This is a genomic window from Kosakonia sp. MH5 (assembly GCF_009935945.1).
In the GTDB taxonomy this organism is placed as follows: domain Bacteria; phylum Pseudomonadota; class Gammaproteobacteria; order Enterobacterales; family Enterobacteriaceae; genus Kosakonia; species Kosakonia radicincitans.
Window position 1 is genome coordinate 120,394 of the sequence record NZ_QODH01000008.1, and the last position, 18,141, is coordinate 138,534.

Consider the following 18,141-nt stretch of genomic DNA (forward strand, 5'->3'; position numbering starts at 1 on the left):
GTTAAGTAGTGGGTTAACACCGATTATCGCCCGGCGGGCGCAACCAGATGCCGGACAACCGGCGGTTCATCGCTCTGATGAAAAGCCAGCACGCGCTCACGGATACGTTGATCGTTCACCGTGTGCCGCTCGTGCTGACGTAAATGCTCTATCCACGATCCCATCACCCAGGTTTCGACAAACACACCTGGCTGTACCGCATCTTCATACACCGCCCAGCCCATTGCGCCGGTACGACGTCTGACGCGGCGCATATCCTGCATCGCAAGGGTGAATTCATGGGCGTCCTGCGGATCAATGCGGTACTCACAGCTCACCATCACCGGCCCACGCTCGTGGGGGATGGTGATATTCGCCGTGCCGCCTGCCGGATCGAGAATATCGAGATTCAGCGCGGCATCTTTTTCCAGCCGCCAGCGTAAGACCGTCGTCGCGCCCAGCACCATGCCAACGGTTGCCGCACACAGCGACCACGCCACGCCGAATTCCGACGCCAGTTTCCCCCAGATCGCGCTGCCGACGGTCATCGAACCAAAGAACACCGTCAGGTAGACCGCCAGCGCACGCGCTTTCACCCAGCGGGCGGCGCTGCGCTGCGCGCCGACATTCAGCGTCGAGAGCACGGCAATCCAGGAAAAGCCGGTGAAAAATTCAAAGGCATTAAGCAGCCAGACATGGCGGATAAACGCCAGCGCCAGCATGGTGATAGCAAACAGCAGGCTCGCCGCCACCATCATCTGATCGGCATTCAGCCGTTTGCGCAATTTCGGTAGTACTACCGCGCCGCAAATTGCCCCGACGCCAATACAGGCCAGCATAATGCCGTAACCGCCCGGGCCAAGGCCCAGTTCACGACGCGCCACCAGCGGCAGCATCGCCCAGCCAGCGCTGCCAAACAGAAAGAACGCCACGGTGCGCGCCAGCACATTTTGCAGCACCGGCGCGGCGTGAACGTAGCGCAGGCCGCCACGAATGGCCGTGAAAAAGTGCTCCGGTGGCAGGCGCTGCACCGTGGCCTGCGGTTTCCAGCGGTGCAACACTACCGCCACGCCGACCACCGACAGAGCATTAAGCAGGAACACCATCCACGGGCCGGCAAACGACAGGATCAACCCGCCGAGCGCCGGACCGATTGCGCGGCTGATATTGATGCCCAGCGAGTTGAGGGCAATCGCCGGGCTCAGCTCCTGCTTGTCGACCAGATCCGGCACAATCGCCTGAAAGGCGGGCGAGCTGAGCGCCGCGCCGGTACTGAGTAAAAAGGTCGCTGCCAGCAGCACTTCCGGCGTGACGTTGCCGGTAAAAGAGAGCAGGGCAAGCCCGGCAGCCGCACAGAACGACCATACCTGAGAGAAGAGCAGGATCTTGCGTCGCTCGATAATATCGGCCAGCACGCCTGCGGGCAGGACAAACAGGAACATCGGCAGGCTGCTGGCGGCCTGCACCAGCGCCACCGCCAGCGGATCGGCGCTCAGCGAGAGCATTGTCCAGTTCACGCCGATATCGCTCATCCATGAGCCGATATTGGAGACCACGGTCGCAATCCATAGCATGCGGAAAACGCGCTGATGCAACGGTTGCCACGCTGAGGCGGAAGGTTGAGCAGGTGACACTGTCACCGCTGCTTTCAGTTCGTTTTGCTGGGTCATGCAATCGCTCCTTTTGCCGTCCGTCGTATTCGCCAGCTTCCAGGGCCGGTCAGCAAAAGCGTAGTAAAGATGATCAGCAGCAGCCAGCCGAATTGCCCTTCGGCAATGGACCAGTCAGGATGCACCGCCAGCATCGCCACCAGCAGCACCACGATGATTGGCACGCAGGCCAGTCGCGTCGCCACGCCCGCCATAATAAACAGCGGGCAGATCACCTCGGCGAAAATCGCGGGCAGCAGGCTCATATAAGGCCCAAGACCAAACGGATCTTCGATACGCGTCAGTTCTTCGCTGAAATGGAACACCTTCGGCAGCCCGTGCACATACAGCAGTAACAGGCTGCCCGTCAGGCGCAGGAAGAACAGCCCCGCATCAATACGGGGCGCAAAGTCAGTTGACGTTTTCATGATGTCAGAACGCAAAGCAGCTACAGCCGAGCGCGCCCCAGAACGCGTTCTCATCGGATACCGGCATGGCATTGCCACGGGCGATATCGTGCTGATGAACGTGAACTCCGCACGGGCCGGAACAGTGATGAACACCCGCCGCCTGACCGACACGGGCCGCCTGCGGCGGTGCGCTACGATAATGACCCGGAACCTTGACCACCGGCGACCACTCCGGCACCACCGGAATAGCCGGCGGCGCCAGCGGGCCAAACTGACCTGCGGCGTAGACGATATCGCCGCCCACCACCGTCAGTACCGACTCAATCCCTTTGATCTCCTCTTCCGGCACGCGGAAGTAGTCCTTGCTCAGAATGGCGAGATCCGCCAGTTGACCGGCTTTGATCTGGCCTTTTTTCCCCTGTTCGCTGGAGAACCAGGCGCTACCCTGCGTCCACAGCAGCAGGGCGGTATCGCGATCGAGACGGGCGCTGTGATCGTACATCTGCATGCCACCGACAGTGCGGCCGGAAACCAGCCAGTAGAGCGCCGTCCACGGGTTGTAGCTCGCCACGCGGGTGGCGTCGGTGCCCAGCCCAACCGGCAGGCCGTTTTCCAGCATTTTCGCCACCGGCGGCGTCTGTTTGGTGGCCTGCTGGCCGTAGCGCTCAGCGAAATATTCGCCCTGGAACGCCATGCGGTGCTGAACGGCGATACCGCCGCCGAGCGCTTTTACGCGTTCGATATTAGCTTCGGTAATGGTTTCGGCGTGATCAAAGAACCAGTGCAGGCCGTTGAACGGGATCTCGCGGTTCACTTTTTCGAACACGTCGAGCATGCGGCTGATGGATTCGTTATAAGTGGCGTGCAGACGGAACGGCCAGCGGTGCTCAACCAGATGACGCACCACACGTTCCAGCTCCTCTTCCATTCCCGGCGCCAGATCCGGGCGCGGTTCGAGGAAGTCTTCAAAATCCGCCGCCGAGAAGACCAGCATTTCGCCCGCGCCGTTATGGCGGAAGAAATCGCTGCCCTGGTCTGGCGTCAGCATGTCGGTCCATTTCTCAAAATCTTCCAGTTCATGGCCGGGCCGCTGCGTAAACAGGTTGTAGGCGATGCGGATCGTCATCTGCTTTTTCTCATGCAGTTCGGCGATCACCGCGTAATCTTCCGGGTAGTTCTGGAAACCGCCGCCCGCATCAATGGCGCTGGTCAGCCCCAGACGGTTCAGCTCGCGCATAAACTGGCGGGTGGAGTTAACTTGCTGCTCCAGCGGCAGTTTCGGCCCTTTCGCCAGCGTGGCGTAAAGGATCATCGCATTCGGGCGGGCAATCAGCATGCCGGTCGGATTACCGTTGCTGTCGCGCTGGATCTCGCCGCCCGGCGGGTTTGGCGTATCGCGGGTATAACCCACCACTTTCAGCGCCGCGCGGTTGAGCAGGGCGCGATCGTAGAGATGCAGAATAAAGACCGGGGTATCGGGCGCGGCGTCGTTGATTTCATCCAGCGTCGGCATACGGCGCTCCGCAAACTGGAACTCTGTCCAGCCGCCGACTACGCGCACCCACTGCGGTGACGGCGTGCGCAATGCCTGTTCTTTCAGCATGCGCAACGCATCGGCCAGCGACGGAACGCCTTCCCAGCGCAGTTCGAGATTGTAGTTAAGCCCGCCGCGAATCAGGTGCAGGTGCGAGTCGTTTAATCCGGGGATCGCCGTATGGCCGTGTAAATCGACAACCTGAGTGCGTTCGCCGCGGTACGCCATCACCTCGGCTTCACTGCCCACTTTAACGAATTTTCCATCACGGATGGCGACCGCATCGGCGAGCGGGTTTTCCCGATCAACGGTGTGAAACTGGCCATTGAGCAATATCAGTTCTGCATGTGCGAGCAAATCCATACTTCCTCCAGTCTGGCGGCCCTGTTGAGCCGATAAGCATCTGGAATGAATTATGTAAAGCGCGGCGGAAAAAAGACCAGTTGTACCAAAGTATAGGTATACGAAAGGATAGTTATACCATCAGATAATAGTCGGGCCGGGGGAGCGCAGCCTACCATGCAGCCACCGATAGCGAAGCCCTGTCGTTTGCTGTCTGAACGTAGCTCCAGCTCCTTTAACCTAATGGGTGTAAATATGACAACCTCAAAGCTTGAAGTCCTGACCCCGGCTAACTGTCAGTTAATCTTTATCGATCACCAGCCTCAAATGGCCTTTGGCGTACAGTCCATTGACCGCCAGGTTCTGAAAAACAACACCGTTGCGCTGGCGAAAGCCGCCAAAGTGTTCAATATCCCGACCATCATCACCACCGTTGAAACCGAAAGTTTCTCCGGCAATACCTACCCGGAACTGCTGGATGTATTCCCGGAGAAGGACATTCTGGAACGTACCTCCATGAACTCCTGGGACGATCAAAAAGTGCGTGACGCGCTGGCTGCCAACGGCAAACGTAAAGTGGTGGTCTCCGGCCTGTGGACCGAAGTGTGCAACAACACCTTCTCCCTGTGCGCGATGCTGGAAGGCGATTACGAAATCTATATGGTGGCGGACGCCTCCGGCGGCACCTCAAAAGAAGCGCACGACTACGCAATGCAGCGCATGATCCAGGCGGGCGTGATCCCGGTAACCTGGCAGCAGGTGATGCTGGAGTGGCAGCGCGACTGGGCGCACCGCGAAACCTATGACGCAGTGATGGCGATTGTTAAAGAGCACTCCGGCGCCTACGGCATGGGCGTTGATTACGCCTACACCATGGTGCATAAAGCGCCGTCCCGCGCCAAAGCGGGTCACCGCACGCTGGCGCCGGTTCCGGCACGCTAAGCAGCACGCTGGCCGGTATTCGCCGGTCAGCATTTCCCTTTTCGGCAGGAGTTTGCCATGAGTATCGGACTGATTTCCTTTGCCGCAGGCGTGCTGATTGGCGTGATGTACGCGCTGCTGAAGGTACGTTCTCCCGCGCCGCCGGCGATTGCGCTGGTCGGGCTGCTCGGCATGCTGGTGGGCGAATGGCTGATCGCCACGCTAATGACCCACACAACGGCGGGGTAAACCCATGAAAACCTGGATCGTTTCTCTCCTGGTCGGTCTTCTGGCTGGCGTTATTTATGCTTTACTGGGCGTTCACTCACCCGCGCCGCCGGTGGTTGCGCTACTCGGATTGTTCGGCATGCTGGTGGGGGAGCAACTCGTACCGGTAACCCGCCGTCTGCTGGCCCGACAGCCGCTGACCATGACGTGGTTCCGCCACGAGTGTGTCCCGAAAATTAGCGGTGCGCCGCGGCCTGAACCCCCAGACTCGCCGCCGCGCCAGGATGACTGAGGCCAGAGGAAATCGCATGACGCAACCCCGGCGTATTGCCATTGTTGATGATGAACCTTCCGTCCGTAGCGGATTGAGTAATTTGCTGCAATCGGAGGGCTACGCCACGATAGCATTTCCCTCGGCGGAAGCGTTTCTCAACGATGGCCCGGCGCAGCCTGCGATTGCGCTGGTGATTGCGGATCTCAAACTGAAGGGCATGAGCGGCGCAATGCTGTTTGAGAGGTTGCAGCTTAGCCCGGCACCGCCGCCGGTGATCTTTATCTCCGGCCACGACGACGAAACCTGGCAACGGTACGCGGGCAAACCCGGTGCCGTTGCTTTTTTGCGCAAACCCATCGATATCGATATCCTCCTTGAATATGTTCAGCGCGTGTTGACCAACATCGAGGATAATCCATGAGCGACGCTTCGCGTCTTCGGTTGCGGCCGGAAACCAGTGAACACAACGCAGGGCAGCCTTTTACTGTGCAGGATGACGCCATCTATACGCCACTGGCGCAGGAAGGATGCATTGCCTGGATGAATGCCCATTACCCGTGGGGCAGCGACGCCTTTATCCTCGCCACCGCCGTCAGCGACGATGCCGAACCGCGCGCCAGCCAGTTGCTGAAAAATGAGCTGGCGCTGCGCGCGCAACTGGAGAGTAACTGGGCGGTCACGCCTGTCGCCAGCGCGCAATATCATGGCCGTTTTGCGCTGGTCTATCCGACATTTGCTTTTGAGACGCTCACCCGGATGACCGCTCATCCGATGGCCTGCATCGCCAGCTGGCTGGAGCTGGCCTTACGTATCTGCGCGCCGCTGCGCCAGATGCATCACCGCAATCTCATTCACGGCGATATCAAGCCGGGAAACATTTTTCTTAGCGGGGAGCACTGCCGTCTCGGCGGATTTGGCCTTGCCACCAGCAGCAGTGAAGCGCGGGCGCAAAACTGGCTGCCGCTTTCCGGCGGCACGCTGGCGTATATGTCACCGGAACACACCGCCCGCACCCATCATGCCGTTGACAGCCGCAGCGATCTCTACAGTCTGGGCATCGTTCTGTATGAATTACTGACCGGCGTGCTGCCGTTCGATCTGCCCGAAGGCGGGCAGGCAGAGTGGACGCTGCATCATATTGCCTCTGAACCTGCCGCGCCGCACAGCCTGCGGGAAGGGTTACCGCCGATGCTGTCGACCATCCTGCTGAAGCTGCTGGCCAAATCGCCGGAGAAACGTTATCAGACCATTGATGGCCTGATCGCCGATCTGCGCCGATGCCAGGCCACGCTGACGCCGGAGCAGGGCATTCCGGCGTTTACGCCCGGTTTACAGGATCGCTCTCCGTCGCTGCACTTTGCCAATACGTTGTACCGCGCACATCCGCAGGCGGGCGAACTGGTTGCGGCGCTGGAAGAGGTTAACCACAGCGGCAAACAGATGCTGGTCACCCTCAGCGGTCCGTCCGGGATGGGTAAATCATCGCTGATGGCCTCGGCGCTGAAACTGTTTCTGCAACGCCCGACGCTGATCGCGCTTGGCAAAGTGGAGCAGTACAGCTCGGTGCTGCCGCTTGGCGCGCTGACAGCAGCATTTCGCTCGCTGGCGTTGCATTTGCTGGGGCTACCCGCCGAAGAGGTGACGCGCTGGAAATCGCGGCTCTCCGTCGCGCTGGCCGGGTATGAAGGGCTGGCGGTCAGCCTCGCGCCGGAACTGGGTCTGCTGCTGGGGAGTAAACCCGCGCCTTTCATTGACAGCGTCGCGCTGGATGCCCGCGCCCGCTTTAATCATATGGTGTTGCGCCTGGTGAGTGTATTTGCCACGCCCGGTTGCCCGCTGGTCATACTGATCGACAATCTGCACTGGATCGATGACGCCAGCCTGCAACTGCTGGAGTACCTGTTACAGCACAGCCACGCCTTGCCGCTGCTGATGGTGGTATCGCACCGCGATCTGCCGTCGCTCGGGGATGAGGAGTTTGCCGCCACGCTGGTACGCCTGCGCAGCGCCGCCCGGCGAACGACAGCGTGCGAGCCGCAACCCCTCTCCGTCAAAGCCGTGGCGCGCTGGCTGGCGATCGTTTTTCAGACCCGCCCGGCATCGACCGTTGATCTGGCAAAACTGATCCATGAAAAAACCGGCGGTAATCCGCTGTTTGCACATGAATTTTTTAAACGCATCGTCGAAGACGGGCTGGTGAGTCATAACAGCTATCAGGGGCGCTGGCACTACGATCTGGCGGCGATTCGCGCCCGTTACTACAGCGAAAACGTTATCAGTCTGGTGCTGCAACAACTGGAACAGATGCCGGATGAGACCCGTACGCTGCTCGCTCATCTGGCCTGCCTTGGCAGCGCGGGCGGGGTGTCGCTGGCAAGCCGCATACTGGAGATAACGCCTGGCGAGCTCCGTTTGCACCTGCATCCGGCGGTGGCCGTGCAGTTAATTACTCTCAACGCCGACGAATATACCTTTACCCATGAGCGCATTCAGCAGGCGGCAAGCGCCGCGCTGCCCTTGTCCGTATGCCGTCAGTTACATCTGCGGGCCGCCAGCCTGCTGGCTGATGAAGCGCGGCAAACCCCAGGTAACGAGATCCTGTTTCGCACCATCCACCATGTCACGGCGGCGATCGACAGTATCCAGCTTGCGCCACAGCGGCGGAAGTTCAGCGAACTTTGTGCCCTTGCCGCCCGGCAGGCCAAACGCAGCGGCGATTACGCTTCCGCGCTGGGTTATTTACAGACCGCGCGCACGCTCAGCGCCGACAGCGGCGATCTCTTCGCGCTCGATTTACAGCGGGCAGAATGCGAACTTCTGCTGGGCCATCTCGCTACCGCACGCGCATCGTGCGAAACGCTGCTGGCCTCTCCGGGCGGGCTGGTGGAAAAAGCCCATGCCGCCAGTGTACTGGCGGAGGTGCATATCCGCCGCTCCAGCTATTCACAGGCGCTCGACACCACGCTGAGCTGGCTCTCCGTGTTCGGTATTCACGTGAGCCGCCAGCCGGACGATGCGGAGTGCGACGAAGCCTGGCAGGAGATTTCATCCCTTATCGGTACGCAGCCCGCCAGCGCGTTTATGGCGTTGCCGCGCATGAACCACCGCGAAACGGATGTGCTGATGAACCTGCTGGGAAGCGCCAGTCTGTACGCCAGTTTTCACTGTCCACGCCTGCATTTCCTGCTGCTCTGCCGGATACTGCAACTGACGCTGGAGCGCGGGCTGACGGGCGCATCCACTGCCGCACTGGCGTGGTTTGGCGTGATGATTGGCGAGCGGTATGGCGAGTATGAGCAGGGCTTTCGCTACGGCACGCTGGCACAGGATCTGGTCACGCGCCACGGTTTTCATGATTACGCTGCCAAAACACTGGTGGCGCTGGGGCGCAGCAGCGTCTGGATCCAGCCGTTGTCGCATACCGTCCAGTGCGCCAGAAACTGTTTCACCGCTGCGGTTGCGCATGGCGATCTCACTATTGCCTGCTTCGCCTCCTTCCGTGAGGTCAGCAACAGCCTGGCCTGCGGCGACCCGCTTGATGTGGTACTGAGTTATATAGAACGCGGGCTGGCCTTCGTGCGCGAAACACGTTTTTCGGATATGGATACCGTCCTTCTGTTACAACGTCACTTTGTTGAGTACCTGCGAACACCCCAGCCGGTGTTTAGCGGTAAAGCCGTGTTGCCGGAATCACTGCTACCGGCAACACCGCCGCCGACCATGCTGTTCTGGTTCTGGCTTTATCGCGGAATGGCGCACTTCTTTGCCGGTGAATATGCGCAGGCGGAAAGCAGCCTGCTGGAAGCGGGACGTTTTGCCTGGTCCGCGCCCGGACACGTCAATCTGCTCGATTACCATCTCTACAGCGCGCTGTCGTTGTCGATGCAACTGACGCCGGATACCTTTTCCGCCGCACATCGCCAGCGGCTTAATCAGCACTACAACCCGATCGCGCGCTGGGCGCGACTCAATCCGGCGACCGTCAGCGACAAAGAGGCACTGCTGTACGCCGAGATCGTCCGGCTTGACGGGATGAACAGTATCGCCATTGGTCAGTATGAGAAAGCCATCAAGCTGTCGCGCGAAGCGGGCTTTAACCCAAGCAACGCGCTGGCGCACGAACTGGCCGGGCAATTTGCCCGCACCTGCGGTTATCCAACGATTGCCGATGCCTGGTTTCGCGGGGCAATCGCCGCCTGGGGCCGCGTTGGCGCGCACGGCAAAGTGCGTCAGCTCGAACAGACGCACCCGCACCTTGTCGCGAAGGCGGCCAGTACGCCGTATGACACCATTGCGTTTGCGCAAAATGATGAAATTCGCGATCTGCAAAGCATCATCAAAGCCTCGCGCGCGCTCTCCGAAGAGATCAATCTTGAGCGGCTGATCCAGATCCTGATGACCATGTTGCTGGAACGGGCAGGCGCACAGCGCGGCTTGTTAATCCGCGTACTGGACGACACTATCCCGCTGATTGAAGCCAGCGCACACACCAGCAACGAAGGGGTGCGCGTACAGGTACTGAACGAAACGCCGCTGGCGACGGATTTACCGCTGTCGGTGCTGGCGGCAGTGATCCGTACCGGGCAGGAGATCCGCACCGGCAGGCCGGAAGAGTACAGCCCATTTAGCCAGGATCCCTATCTGTTAACCTCCGGCGCGGCTGTAATGTGCGTGCCGATGTTTAAACAGGCGCGGCTGGTGGGGGCACTCTATCTGGAGAATCGCCTGATGCCGGACGTGTTTACCGCCGGGCACTCCCGCGTGGTAAACCTGCTTGGCGCGCATGCGGCGGTTTCGCTGGAAACGGCGCGTCTGTACGCCGAACTGCTGGAGGAGAATATTCAGCGCCGCCGGGTGGAAAAAGAGCTGCGCGCCAGCCAGACCTCGCTGATGCTCGGCGAGCAGATCAGCCACACAGGAACCTGGCGCTGGGAGCTGGAGCAGGATCTGATGCATATGTCGGATGAGTATGCGCGCATTCTGGGGCTACCGGAGAAACGCAAGCTGATTTCGATGGCCGAGTTTCTCACCTATGTGCATCCTGACGACCATGCGCATATCAGCGCGCTGGTGACCCGCAGCGTCGCGCAGGGGTTAACCATGCAGGCGGAGTTCCGTATTATCCGCGCCGACGGCGAGGTGCGTTATATCCTCGGCATCGGCGATCCGGTAGCGGCCAGCGGTGAAACGGTGCATGAATATTTTGGCACCATCACCGATATCACCACCCAACGGCAAAATGAAGATGCGGTACGCGTGGCACAGGCCGAACTGGCGCGCGTTTCGCGGGCAACCACCGTCGGGCAACTGACCTCATCAATTGCCCATGAGATTAACCAGCCGCTGATGTCGATTGTCTCCAACGCGGGCGCCAACCTGCGCTGGCTTAACCGCGATCCGCTGCCGATTGAAAACATCCGCACCGGGCTGGAGGAAATTATTAGCGAAGGGCAGCGCGCAGGCGAGGTGATCCGCAGCCTGCAATCCCTGACGCGCCGCCAGCCGCCGGTGTTTGAACGCCTCGATCTGCACCCGCTGCTGCACCATATTCTGACCCTGTCGCGCAGCGAACTTGAGCGGCGGCATATTGCTGTCGATTACCGGTTGCAGGCCGCCAATAGCCTGTTTTGCGGCGACAGCGTGCAGATCCAGCAGGTGCTGCTGAATCTGGTAATGAATGCCATTGAAGCGATGGCCGAGGTGGATTCGCGCCCGCGGGTGCTGACGCTCAGCACGCAAAACCCGCAGCCGGGTGAACTGCTGTGCGCCATTGCCGATACCGGCAGCGGAATGGATGCCGAAGTGCAGGCCCGCCTGTTTGAATCGTTCTACACCACCAAAGCGCAGGGAATGGGGATGGGGCTGACCATCAGTCACACCATTATTGAACGGCATCAGGGGAAGCTGACGGCGCAGGCAAGAACGCCGTTTGGCAGTCTGTTCTCCTTTACCGTGCCCGCCAGCGATTAACGGCTGCGGGATTTGGCGATTTGCAGGCTTCCGGCGGCATGCACCAGATCCGCCAGCGAGCGGGCCTGCATTTTGTCCATCACCCGACGGCGATGCACTTTGACGGTGATTTCGCTGACGCCGAGCTCTGCGGCGATCTGCTTATTCAGCAAGCCGCTGATCGCCAGTTCAAACACTTCCTGCTCGCGCGGCGTTAAAGAGAGGTGGCGCTGTTTGAGCGCAAAGTTCGCCTGCTGCTGTTCAAACTCCTGCTCGGCGCCTTTCAGGGCATCCACCACCGCAGCCAGCAAACGCTCCGGTTCCACGGGTTTAGTCAGAAACTCTCGCGCACCGGCTTTCATTGCCTGCACGGTTAGTGGAATGGTGCCAAATCCCGTCAGAAAGATAATCGGCAGCTCGCGCCCGCGATCTTTTAACGCGCTGGCAACATCAAAACCATTCACCACCGGCATGTTTAAATCGAGGATCAAACAGGCCGGAACGCCGACAAGGGGATGAGAGAGAAATGACTCCGCGGACGCGAAGTCGATGGCGCGATAACCTTCGGATGCCAACAGCCGGACAATTGATTTTCTGACGGCATTATCATCATCGACAACGTAAACGACAGGTTCCATCATCTTTCGGCCTCACAGGGGCGACGCGCCTGAAAATGCACGTCTTTCAGTTTGCAGGCTGATACTGATAACATAATTTTTAACCGGATGAAATGACGAGAATTTCCTTACAAACTGTGTGATTTTTATTCAGGTAAACAGCGATTTTTCACTCCGGTTGACGACATCATTTCTCAGCGAAACTTTCGAATGAAATTTGCGCTAAGGCATTGAATGTTGCACATCGTTTAATCAAATGTTGCAAAAGTAGCGTTACTGTCAACCAACGCAATTATCTCCTGCTTTACCATCTCAACGCAAAAAATAAGATTAATCTTACGCCGGCACCCTTTACGCCAGTACAGCGCAAAACACAGCGAATCGGATAGCCATAATGTTTTCTGGCTGCGGTTGCATGTTAGGTTTCAAAGGGCACCATGAAACCCGTAATACAAAAGGAGATGTATTATGAAAAAATTCAACGCATTACTCTCAATGCTGTTATTTGGATTATCGATGAATATCGCGGCAGCGCCCCCGGAAAGGAGCAGCGAACCGGACTGGAACGAGGTGTGTCATATCCTTTGCCTGGCCGGTGAAGGCGGCGCTGCCTGCAACTGTGATCTCATTCCCTGATTGCCGCCAGCCGTAACCCCGAAGGAGATGGCGGTAATCCAGGCGCCATCTCCTTTTTTATGGGGTGCTGCATTCTCTGGCAGAATCCTTCCGGCGAATTTTCGGGCGAAAAAAGCGAACACAGCGCGGCTGGTATTGATATGGTAAATATCATTTTCAGCAAAGGAGCGCGTATGACGATCAGACTGGCGGTGCCTGAAGAAGCCGAAACGTTGTGGCACATTCGCAACGCAGCGATCCAGCAGGGGTGTAAAGCGGTCTATTCACCGGAAGTGATCGAGGCCTGGACACCGCAAGCCATGCCGGACAATTACCGTGTGGTGATCGAAGAGAACCCGTTCTATGTTGCCGTCACGCCGGAGAATATCCCCGTTGCCAGCGGGTATCTCGATCTGCGTACTGGCAGTGTGGAAGCCATTTTCACCCTGCCGCAGTGGAGCGGCAGAGGCCTGGCTTCGGCCATCATCACTGCGCTGAAGCAGGAAGCTCGACGCCGCGGTTTTACCCGCCTGACGCTGGCATCAACGCCGAATGCCTGCCGTTTCTATCAACAACAAGGGTTTCGCGTTATACAGGAAAGCCGGTGTCACTCAAAAATGGCGCGAGCCGATCTGCGCTGCTTTGATATGGAATGCGAACTCATCCCAGGAGAATAATGATGTCCGACATCAAAACCCTCGCCAGCACCGAAGTTTATCGCAATAAATGGATGCGCCTGCGCGAAGACCGTATTCTGCGTGCCGACGGCAATGAAGGGATCTATTCCGTGGTGGAGAAACCCGACTTCGTGGTGATCATTGCCCGCGAGGACGATGCGCTGTACATCGTTGAGCAGTACCGTTACCCGATTGGCAAACGCACCCTCGAACTGCCGCAGGGATCGTGGGAATGCGCGCCTGAGGAAGATCCGTTGCGCGTTGCCGCCGGGGAACTTCAGGAAGAGACCGGGCTGATTGCCGGACGTATGCGCCATGTCGGCTATCAGAAACTGGCACAGGGCTACTCCAGTCAGGGCTATCATATCTTTCTTGCAGAAGATCTGACCCAGCATCAGACCTCGCTGGAACCGGAAGAAGTCGGCCTGACAGCGCGTAAAATAACGCTGCGTGAGTTTGAAGCGCTGATCGCAGAAGGTGTAATCAGCGACGCCACGTCGGTGACTGCGTATCTGCTGGCGAAGCTGAAAGGAATGCTGGTATGAGTCGCTCTGAGGCCGCCAGTGCCATTCTTTCCCTCTATCAACGTCACGCCGCTGCGTTCGCGCAGCAACGTTCGCAAGCGCTGTTTGAAAAAAGCTGGCTGGAGAAATTCGCCGCGCGCTTACCGGAGAATGGGCGGATTCTGGATATAGGCTGCGGCAATGGTCAACCGATCGCCGCATGGTTTATCGCTCAGGGCTTTCATCTCACCGGCGTGGACGGCGCGCAGGCAATGCTGGAAAGGGCCCGGCAGACTTTTCCGTCTGCGCGCTGGGTTCACCAGGATATGCGCCAGCTTACGCTGGGGGAAACCTTCGACGGCCTGATCGCCTGGGACAGCTTTTTCCATCTGACCCAGGACGATCAGCGCAGCATGTTTGCCCGCTTTGCCCGCCACAGCCATCCCGGCAGTGTACTGATGTTTACCAGTGGGCCGGAGGACGGTATCGCCATCGGGCAATTTGAGGGCGAACCGCTGTTTCACGCCAGCCTCGCGCCTGAAGAGTACCGGCAACACCTGGCGGCAATCGGCTTTCGCGTGCTGGAGATGCGGGCGGAAGATCCCGACTGTGCCGGCCACACGGTCTGGCTGGCTCAGCGTACGGCCTGATTCGGCAAGCGACGCAGGCGGCTCAGACTGAAGGCGATTGCCAGCAGCGTCGCTATCATCGCCAGCCACAATCCCAGCCGTATCGCCAGCGCTTCCTGCGTTGGCGTGCAGAGTGCCAGCATCACGCCCACCAGCCCCGCGCCAAGGCACTGTCCAAAGGTGCGCACAATGGCTAACACGCCAGAGGCATAGCCGCTGTGCTCGCGTGAGGCGCTGGCGAGCATCTCCCGGTTGTTCGGGCTTTGAAAACAGCCGAAACCCATTCCGCAGATCAGTCCGCGCAGGCTGATATCCCACGCCGCCGCATTTTGCGGCAGCAGCACCAGCAGCAGCAACCCAACGGCGAACAGCAGTAACCCGGCAGTGGCAATCTTTGCGGGCGCATAGCGATCTGCCAGCCGCCCGGCATGCGGCGCCACCAGAATGATGCCGACCGGCCAGGCGGTAAACAGCAAAGCCGAGGTAAAGGCGCTGTAGCCATAAACATTCTGAAAGAGAAATGGCAGCGCGACAAAAGTCACGCCCTGGCTGATAAACGAGGCCAGCGAGGTGAGCGCAGCAAGAGAGAAACGGGACGAGGCAAAAAGCCCCAGCGGCAGCAACGGTTGCGGCGCCCGCTGTTGACGGCGCACAAACGCCAGCCCGCTCGCCACCGCGATCGCAGCCCAGGCCGCGCCTGTGCAGGATATGTCTGTCGACGCCATGATGGCCGCCCCCAGCATCAGCGCCGAGAACAGCGCGCCCTGCACATCAAACGGCCCGCTGACGCTGGCGCTTTTTCCCGGAATGACGCGCAGGGCAAATGCCAGTGCGATAGCGCCCAGCGGAATATTGATGGCAAACAGCCATTGCCATCCCAGTGCGCTCAGCAGAGCGCCGCCAATGACCGGCGCAATCGCCGTACTGGTGGCGATCAGCAGGGCGTTGATGCCAAGAATGCGTCCCAGCAGACGCGTGGGGAAAATTGAGCGCAGGATCGCTGGTGCAATACTGAGCGTGGCCGCGCCGCCAATCCCTTGCAGTACGCGCATGGTCACCAGCACCGACAGTGATGAGGATAACGCGCACCCCAGCGATGCCAGCGTAAAGAGCAATAACCCGCAGGCAAACAGCGGGCGGAACCCCATGCGGGCGGCAAGCGCAGCAAAAATAGCCAGCGTCATGGCGGCAGAAAGCAGATAACCATTCGCCACCCAAACGGCGTCCCCCGCGGAGACATGCAGCGCACGGGCGATTTGCGGCAGGGCAATATTTACCATCGCGCCATCAAAAACGGCCATCGTGGTGCTGGTCATCAGCGCAATCAGCGCCAGCGCGCGCTGACGCCCCGCTAACCCTTCGTCGCCAGGCAGGTCTGTAAACAATTCCATCATTACCTCAGGATAAGTTGTGCTTGCATTGACTCTACTTTCGCGGGATACATGGCGGAAGACGCAGCAGTTGCATTGATACAGTGCAGCAAACGCCATATCTTATTAATCACTATGAGAAACAGCCTGCTATGACACAACCGGACCTGAATCTGCTGTTTGCGCTGGATATTCTGCTGGCCGAAAGAAGCGTTGCCGCTGCCGCCCGAAGGCTGGGGCTGAGCGCATCGGCGATGAGCCGCACGCTGAGCCGCCTGCGGGAAACCACCGGCGATCCGCTGCTGGTGCGGGCAGGGCGGACGATGGTGCTGACGCCTTATGCCGAAGCCATTCGCGAACGCACGCAAAACGCCGTTTTCGAAGCGCGGGCGGTATTGCGCCCGGCAACGCCGGTACTGGACATTGCCAGCCTGCGACAGATGTTTACGCTGCGTGCTAACGACGGTTTTGTTGAAGCCTTTGGCCCGTCGCTGATTGCACAAGCAGCTGCCATTGCGCCTGGCGTAACGCTGCGCTTTACGCCGAAAGCGGAGAAAAGCGATAAACCGCTGCGCGAGGGGCGGGTCGATCTGGAGATTGGCGTGCTGGGGGAAATGGGGCCGGAAATTCGCGTACAGGCGCTGTTTCGCGATCGTTTTGTCGGCGTCGTCAGAAGCGGCCATCCGCTGGCGCAACAGCAGGCAGTGAGCGTTGAACAGTATGTCTCGTTTGCGCATGTTGTCGCCTCACGGCGCGGGCTACTGAGCGGACCGGTGGATGAAGCGCTGGCCGATGCCGGGCTGAATCGCAACATCGCCGCCGTAGTGCCGGGCTTTCCGGCTGCGCTGGCGGTGGCGCGCGCCACTGATTTGATTGCGCTGGTTCCGGCCTCGTTCCTGATGAATAAGGCGACAAGCGAGGGGCTCTGCGTATTTGAACTGCCGGTCAAAACCCGCGGCATCACCGTTTCACAGCTCTGGCATCCGCGTTCGGAAGTTGACCCGGCGCACCGCTGGCTACGGCAGTTTGTGCTGAACGTTTGCCGCACGTTGCGGCCAGGCTGAAAAGGGGGCTTTCGCCCCCTGACGTTTAACGACGCACCACCGTGACCTCTTTCGATAACGGTTCAATGACCGTGGCAACAAGCATAAAACACACCACGCAGAAGCCGGTCATGGTCATAAACACCGCATCCCAGTTCCAGCGATCAAGGATGACCCCGACAATCAGCGGCATGCACATGCCGCCGAGTTGTCCACCCATATTGATCACACTGTAGGCCACGGGATAGATCTCTTTACTGACGCGGCCCATGGCATACACCGAATAGGCGGAATAACCGAGAGAAAGCATCAACCCGAGCATAAACAGCATCAGAGAAAGAATCGCTTTGCTTTCAGGGGCAAACACCAGAGAATACATGGTGAAAATCGTCGCACCTGCGCTCAGCAACATCAGCGGCTTACGTCTTTTATTCAGCACCCGATCTGAAAGCACGCCGCCGAGAAAATTGCCCAGCACGGTGCCGAGGAAAGGCGCGGCCGCCAGCGCGGCGGAGCTGGTGAGATCGAAGCCGCGCTCGGTGATCAAATACTTCGGCAGCCACGACATCAGCACGCTGACAATGCCGACCATCGAGAAGTAGCCTAATGCCACGCCATAAATATCCCAGCACCTGAACACCTGCTTCGAGGTGGTGAGCTCCTCCACCTGGCGGGTGCGGATCAGGGTGTCCAGCCAGCAGTAGCGGAAGCAGGCCTTCTGCGGCGCCTCTCCGTGTTGCGGCGTATTACCCGGTAACTCGTCGCGAATGTATGCCGCCTCCTGTTTGTTCACAAAGCGGCTCTCTTCCGGTTTGTTACGCACCATGAAATACCAAAAGATGGACAACAAAACCCCGGGAATAGCGAAAAAGACGAAGATATAACGCCAGCCCCACGTCATGATGATCCACGCACAGAGGGCGGGAACAATCAGCGGACCGAACTTTGAACCAGCAAGAAACAGGCCGGTGGCGGTGCCTTTTTCTTTCGCCGGAAACCACTGATTAATGGTCGCCGTCGAGCCAATCACCACCGGCGCTTCGCTGACGCCAACAAAGAAACGCAGCAATTTCAGCACCAGCACATTATTCACCACGCCCATTAAGGCGGTGAAAATGGAGGTCAGAAACATGCCGAGCGCAAATGCATTGCGCATACCATATTTTTTAATGACATACCCGGCCGGGATTTGAAACAGCGCATATCCGGCAAAGAACAGGCTGATTAATAAACCGGCCAGGGTATTGGAGATATTAAATTCCTCCTGAATAAAGGGCAGGGCAAAACCAATATTTGCCCTGTCGGCATTTGCCACGGTGTAGATAACAAAGATAAAGCTCATTACCCACCACCGGTAATGCGTCATGGTGGGTTTATCCATATTATTTTTCATATTTCATT

16 protein-coding genes are annotated in these 18,141 nt (G+C 58.9%); 10 read left to right on the top strand and 6 right to left on the bottom strand.

What is annotated here, in order from left to right; genetic code table 11:
- Positions 1–23: 23 nt before the first annotated feature.
- Genes DK872_RS19955 through DK872_RS19965 form a run of 3 tightly spaced genes read right to left on the bottom strand, consistent with a single transcriptional unit; the run spans position 24 to position 3,935 of the window.
- Positions 24–1,649: an MFS transporter gene (locus tag DK872_RS19955; RefSeq protein WP_007375054.1), complete on the bottom strand. Its 1,626-nt coding sequence runs from the start codon at positions 1,647–1,649 to the stop codon at positions 24–26.
- Entirely contained in the window at positions 1,646–2,056 is a 411-nt protein-coding gene (locus tag DK872_RS19960) for a DoxX family protein (RefSeq protein ID WP_007375053.1), read from the bottom strand. Before DK872_RS19960 ends, DK872_RS19955 begins: the two co-directional genes overlap by 4 nt.
- A 4-nt stretch (positions 2,057–2,060) precedes the next feature.
- Positions 2,061–3,935, bottom strand: coding sequence for an amidohydrolase (locus DK872_RS19965; protein WP_161518750.1), 1,875 nt, complete (start codon positions 3,933–3,935; stop codon positions 2,061–2,063).
- 234 nt (positions 3,936–4,169) lie between these two features.
- Here DK872_RS19965 and DK872_RS19970 point away from each other — a divergent pair, with 234 nt between their 5' ends.
- From DK872_RS19970 to DK872_RS19990, 5 genes are read left to right on the top strand one after another with little or no spacing between them, the layout of a single operon-like run.
- Entirely contained in the window at positions 4,170–4,856 is a 687-nt protein-coding gene (locus DK872_RS19970; RefSeq protein ID WP_007375051.1) for a hydrolase, read from the top strand.
- A 57-nt stretch (positions 4,857–4,913) separates the two neighbouring features.
- Entirely contained in the window at positions 4,914–5,084 is a 171-nt protein-coding gene (locus DK872_RS19975) for a DUF1427 family protein (RefSeq protein ID WP_107146124.1), read from the top strand.
- A gap of 4 nt (positions 5,085–5,088) precedes the next feature.
- Entirely contained in the window at positions 5,089–5,355 is a 267-nt protein-coding gene (locus tag DK872_RS19980; RefSeq protein WP_007375049.1) for a XapX domain-containing protein, read from the top strand.
- A gap of 16 nt (positions 5,356–5,371) precedes the next feature.
- Positions 5,372–5,758, top strand: a complete 387-nt coding sequence (locus DK872_RS19985; RefSeq protein ID WP_007375048.1) for a response regulator transcription factor — start codon at positions 5,372–5,374, stop codon at positions 5,756–5,758.
- A complete protein-coding gene (locus tag DK872_RS19990; RefSeq protein WP_161518751.1) occupies positions 5,755–11,307 on the top strand; it encodes an AAA family ATPase in 5,553 nt (1,850 codons plus the stop codon). Before DK872_RS19985 ends, DK872_RS19990 begins: the two co-directional genes overlap by 4 nt.
- Here DK872_RS19990 and DK872_RS19995 read toward each other — a convergent pair.
- On the bottom strand, positions 11,304–11,924 hold the full coding sequence (locus DK872_RS19995) for a response regulator transcription factor (protein WP_007375046.1): 621 nt from the start codon (positions 11,922–11,924) through the stop codon (positions 11,304–11,306). The genes DK872_RS19990 and DK872_RS19995 overlap by 4 nt on opposite strands.
- Before the next feature lie 447 nt (positions 11,925–12,371).
- Here DK872_RS19995 and DK872_RS27365 point away from each other — a divergent pair, with 447 nt between their 5' ends.
- The 4 genes from DK872_RS27365 (at position 12,372) to DK872_RS20010 (ending at position 14,348) form a co-directional block, all read left to right on the top strand.
- Positions 12,372–12,539: a hypothetical protein gene (locus DK872_RS27365; RefSeq protein WP_167287353.1), complete on the top strand. Its 168-nt coding sequence runs from the start codon at positions 12,372–12,374 to the stop codon at positions 12,537–12,539.
- A gap of 173 nt (positions 12,540–12,712) precedes the next feature.
- Positions 12,713–13,195 (top strand): GNAT family N-acetyltransferase, encoded by a 483-nt coding sequence (locus DK872_RS20000; RefSeq protein WP_161518752.1) that lies wholly within the window; start codon positions 12,713–12,715, stop codon positions 13,193–13,195.
- Positions 13,196–13,197: 2 nt separating this feature from the next.
- Positions 13,198–13,740: an NUDIX hydrolase gene (locus DK872_RS20005; RefSeq protein WP_197685253.1), complete on the top strand. Its 543-nt coding sequence runs from the start codon at positions 13,198–13,200 to the stop codon at positions 13,738–13,740.
- Positions 13,737–14,348, top strand: coding sequence for a class I SAM-dependent methyltransferase (locus DK872_RS20010; protein ID WP_161518753.1), 612 nt, complete (start codon positions 13,737–13,739; stop codon positions 14,346–14,348). Before DK872_RS20005 ends, DK872_RS20010 begins: the two co-directional genes overlap by 4 nt.
- Here DK872_RS20010 and DK872_RS20015 read toward each other — a convergent pair.
- On the bottom strand, positions 14,333–15,718 hold the full coding sequence (locus DK872_RS20015) for an MFS transporter (protein WP_161518781.1): 1,386 nt from the start codon (positions 15,716–15,718) through the stop codon (positions 14,333–14,335). The two genes, DK872_RS20010 and DK872_RS20015, sit on opposite strands and share 16 nt — an antisense overlap.
- A 131-nt stretch (positions 15,719–15,849) precedes the next feature.
- Between DK872_RS20015 and DK872_RS20020 the strand changes: the two genes are divergently transcribed.
- The gene (locus DK872_RS20020) at positions 15,850–16,761 is read left to right on the top strand and encodes a LysR family transcriptional regulator (protein ID WP_144135508.1); all 912 of its coding nucleotides are present in this window, start codon (positions 15,850–15,852) and stop codon (positions 16,759–16,761) included.
- A gap of 25 nt (positions 16,762–16,786) precedes the next feature.
- Here the strand turns inward: DK872_RS20020 and DK872_RS20025 are convergent, their stop codons facing one another.
- The gene (locus DK872_RS20025; RefSeq protein ID WP_149288806.1) at positions 16,787–18,133 is read right to left on the bottom strand and encodes an MFS transporter; all 1,347 of its coding nucleotides are present in this window, start codon (positions 18,131–18,133) and stop codon (positions 16,787–16,789) included.
- Positions 18,134–18,141: the final 8 nt, after the last annotated feature.

Excerpts from the sequence above, each read along its gene's own strand:
- DK872_RS19955 (WP_007375054.1), bottom strand. The coding sequence starts at position 1,649 with ATGACCCAGCAAAACGAACTGAAAGCAGCGGTGACAGTGTCACCTGCT.
- DK872_RS19960 (WP_007375053.1), bottom strand. The coding sequence starts at position 2,056 with ATGAAAACGTCAACTGACTTTGCGCCCCGTATTGATGCGGGGCTGTTC.
- DK872_RS19965 (WP_161518750.1), bottom strand. The coding sequence starts at position 3,935 with ATGGATTTGCTCGCACATGCAGAACTGATATTGCTCAATGGCCAGTTT.
- DK872_RS19970 (WP_007375051.1), top strand. The coding sequence starts at position 4,170 with ATGACAACCTCAAAGCTTGAAGTCCTGACCCCGGCTAACTGTCAGTTA.
- DK872_RS19975 (WP_107146124.1), top strand. The coding sequence starts at position 4,914 with ATGAGTATCGGACTGATTTCCTTTGCCGCAGGCGTGCTGATTGGCGTG.
- DK872_RS19980 (WP_007375049.1), top strand. The coding sequence starts at position 5,089 with ATGAAAACCTGGATCGTTTCTCTCCTGGTCGGTCTTCTGGCTGGCGTT.
- DK872_RS19985 (WP_007375048.1), top strand. The coding sequence starts at position 5,372 with ATGACGCAACCCCGGCGTATTGCCATTGTTGATGATGAACCTTCCGTC.
- DK872_RS19990 (WP_161518751.1), top strand. The coding sequence starts at position 5,755 with ATGAGCGACGCTTCGCGTCTTCGGTTGCGGCCGGAAACCAGTGAACAC.
- DK872_RS19995 (WP_007375046.1), bottom strand. The coding sequence starts at position 11,924 with ATGGAACCTGTCGTTTACGTTGTCGATGATGATAATGCCGTCAGAAAA.
- DK872_RS27365 (WP_167287353.1), top strand. The coding sequence starts at position 12,372 with ATGAAAAAATTCAACGCATTACTCTCAATGCTGTTATTTGGATTATCG.
- DK872_RS20000 (WP_161518752.1), top strand. The coding sequence starts at position 12,713 with ATGACGATCAGACTGGCGGTGCCTGAAGAAGCCGAAACGTTGTGGCAC.
- DK872_RS20005 (WP_197685253.1), top strand. The coding sequence starts at position 13,198 with ATGTCCGACATCAAAACCCTCGCCAGCACCGAAGTTTATCGCAATAAA.
- DK872_RS20010 (WP_161518753.1), top strand. The coding sequence starts at position 13,737 with ATGAGTCGCTCTGAGGCCGCCAGTGCCATTCTTTCCCTCTATCAACGT.
- DK872_RS20015 (WP_161518781.1), bottom strand. The coding sequence starts at position 15,718 with ATGGAATTGTTTACAGACCTGCCTGGCGACGAAGGGTTAGCGGGGCGT.
- DK872_RS20020 (WP_144135508.1), top strand. The coding sequence starts at position 15,850 with ATGACACAACCGGACCTGAATCTGCTGTTTGCGCTGGATATTCTGCTG.
- DK872_RS20025 (WP_149288806.1), bottom strand. The coding sequence starts at position 18,133 with ATGAAAAATAATATGGATAAACCCACCATGACGCATTACCGGTGGTGG.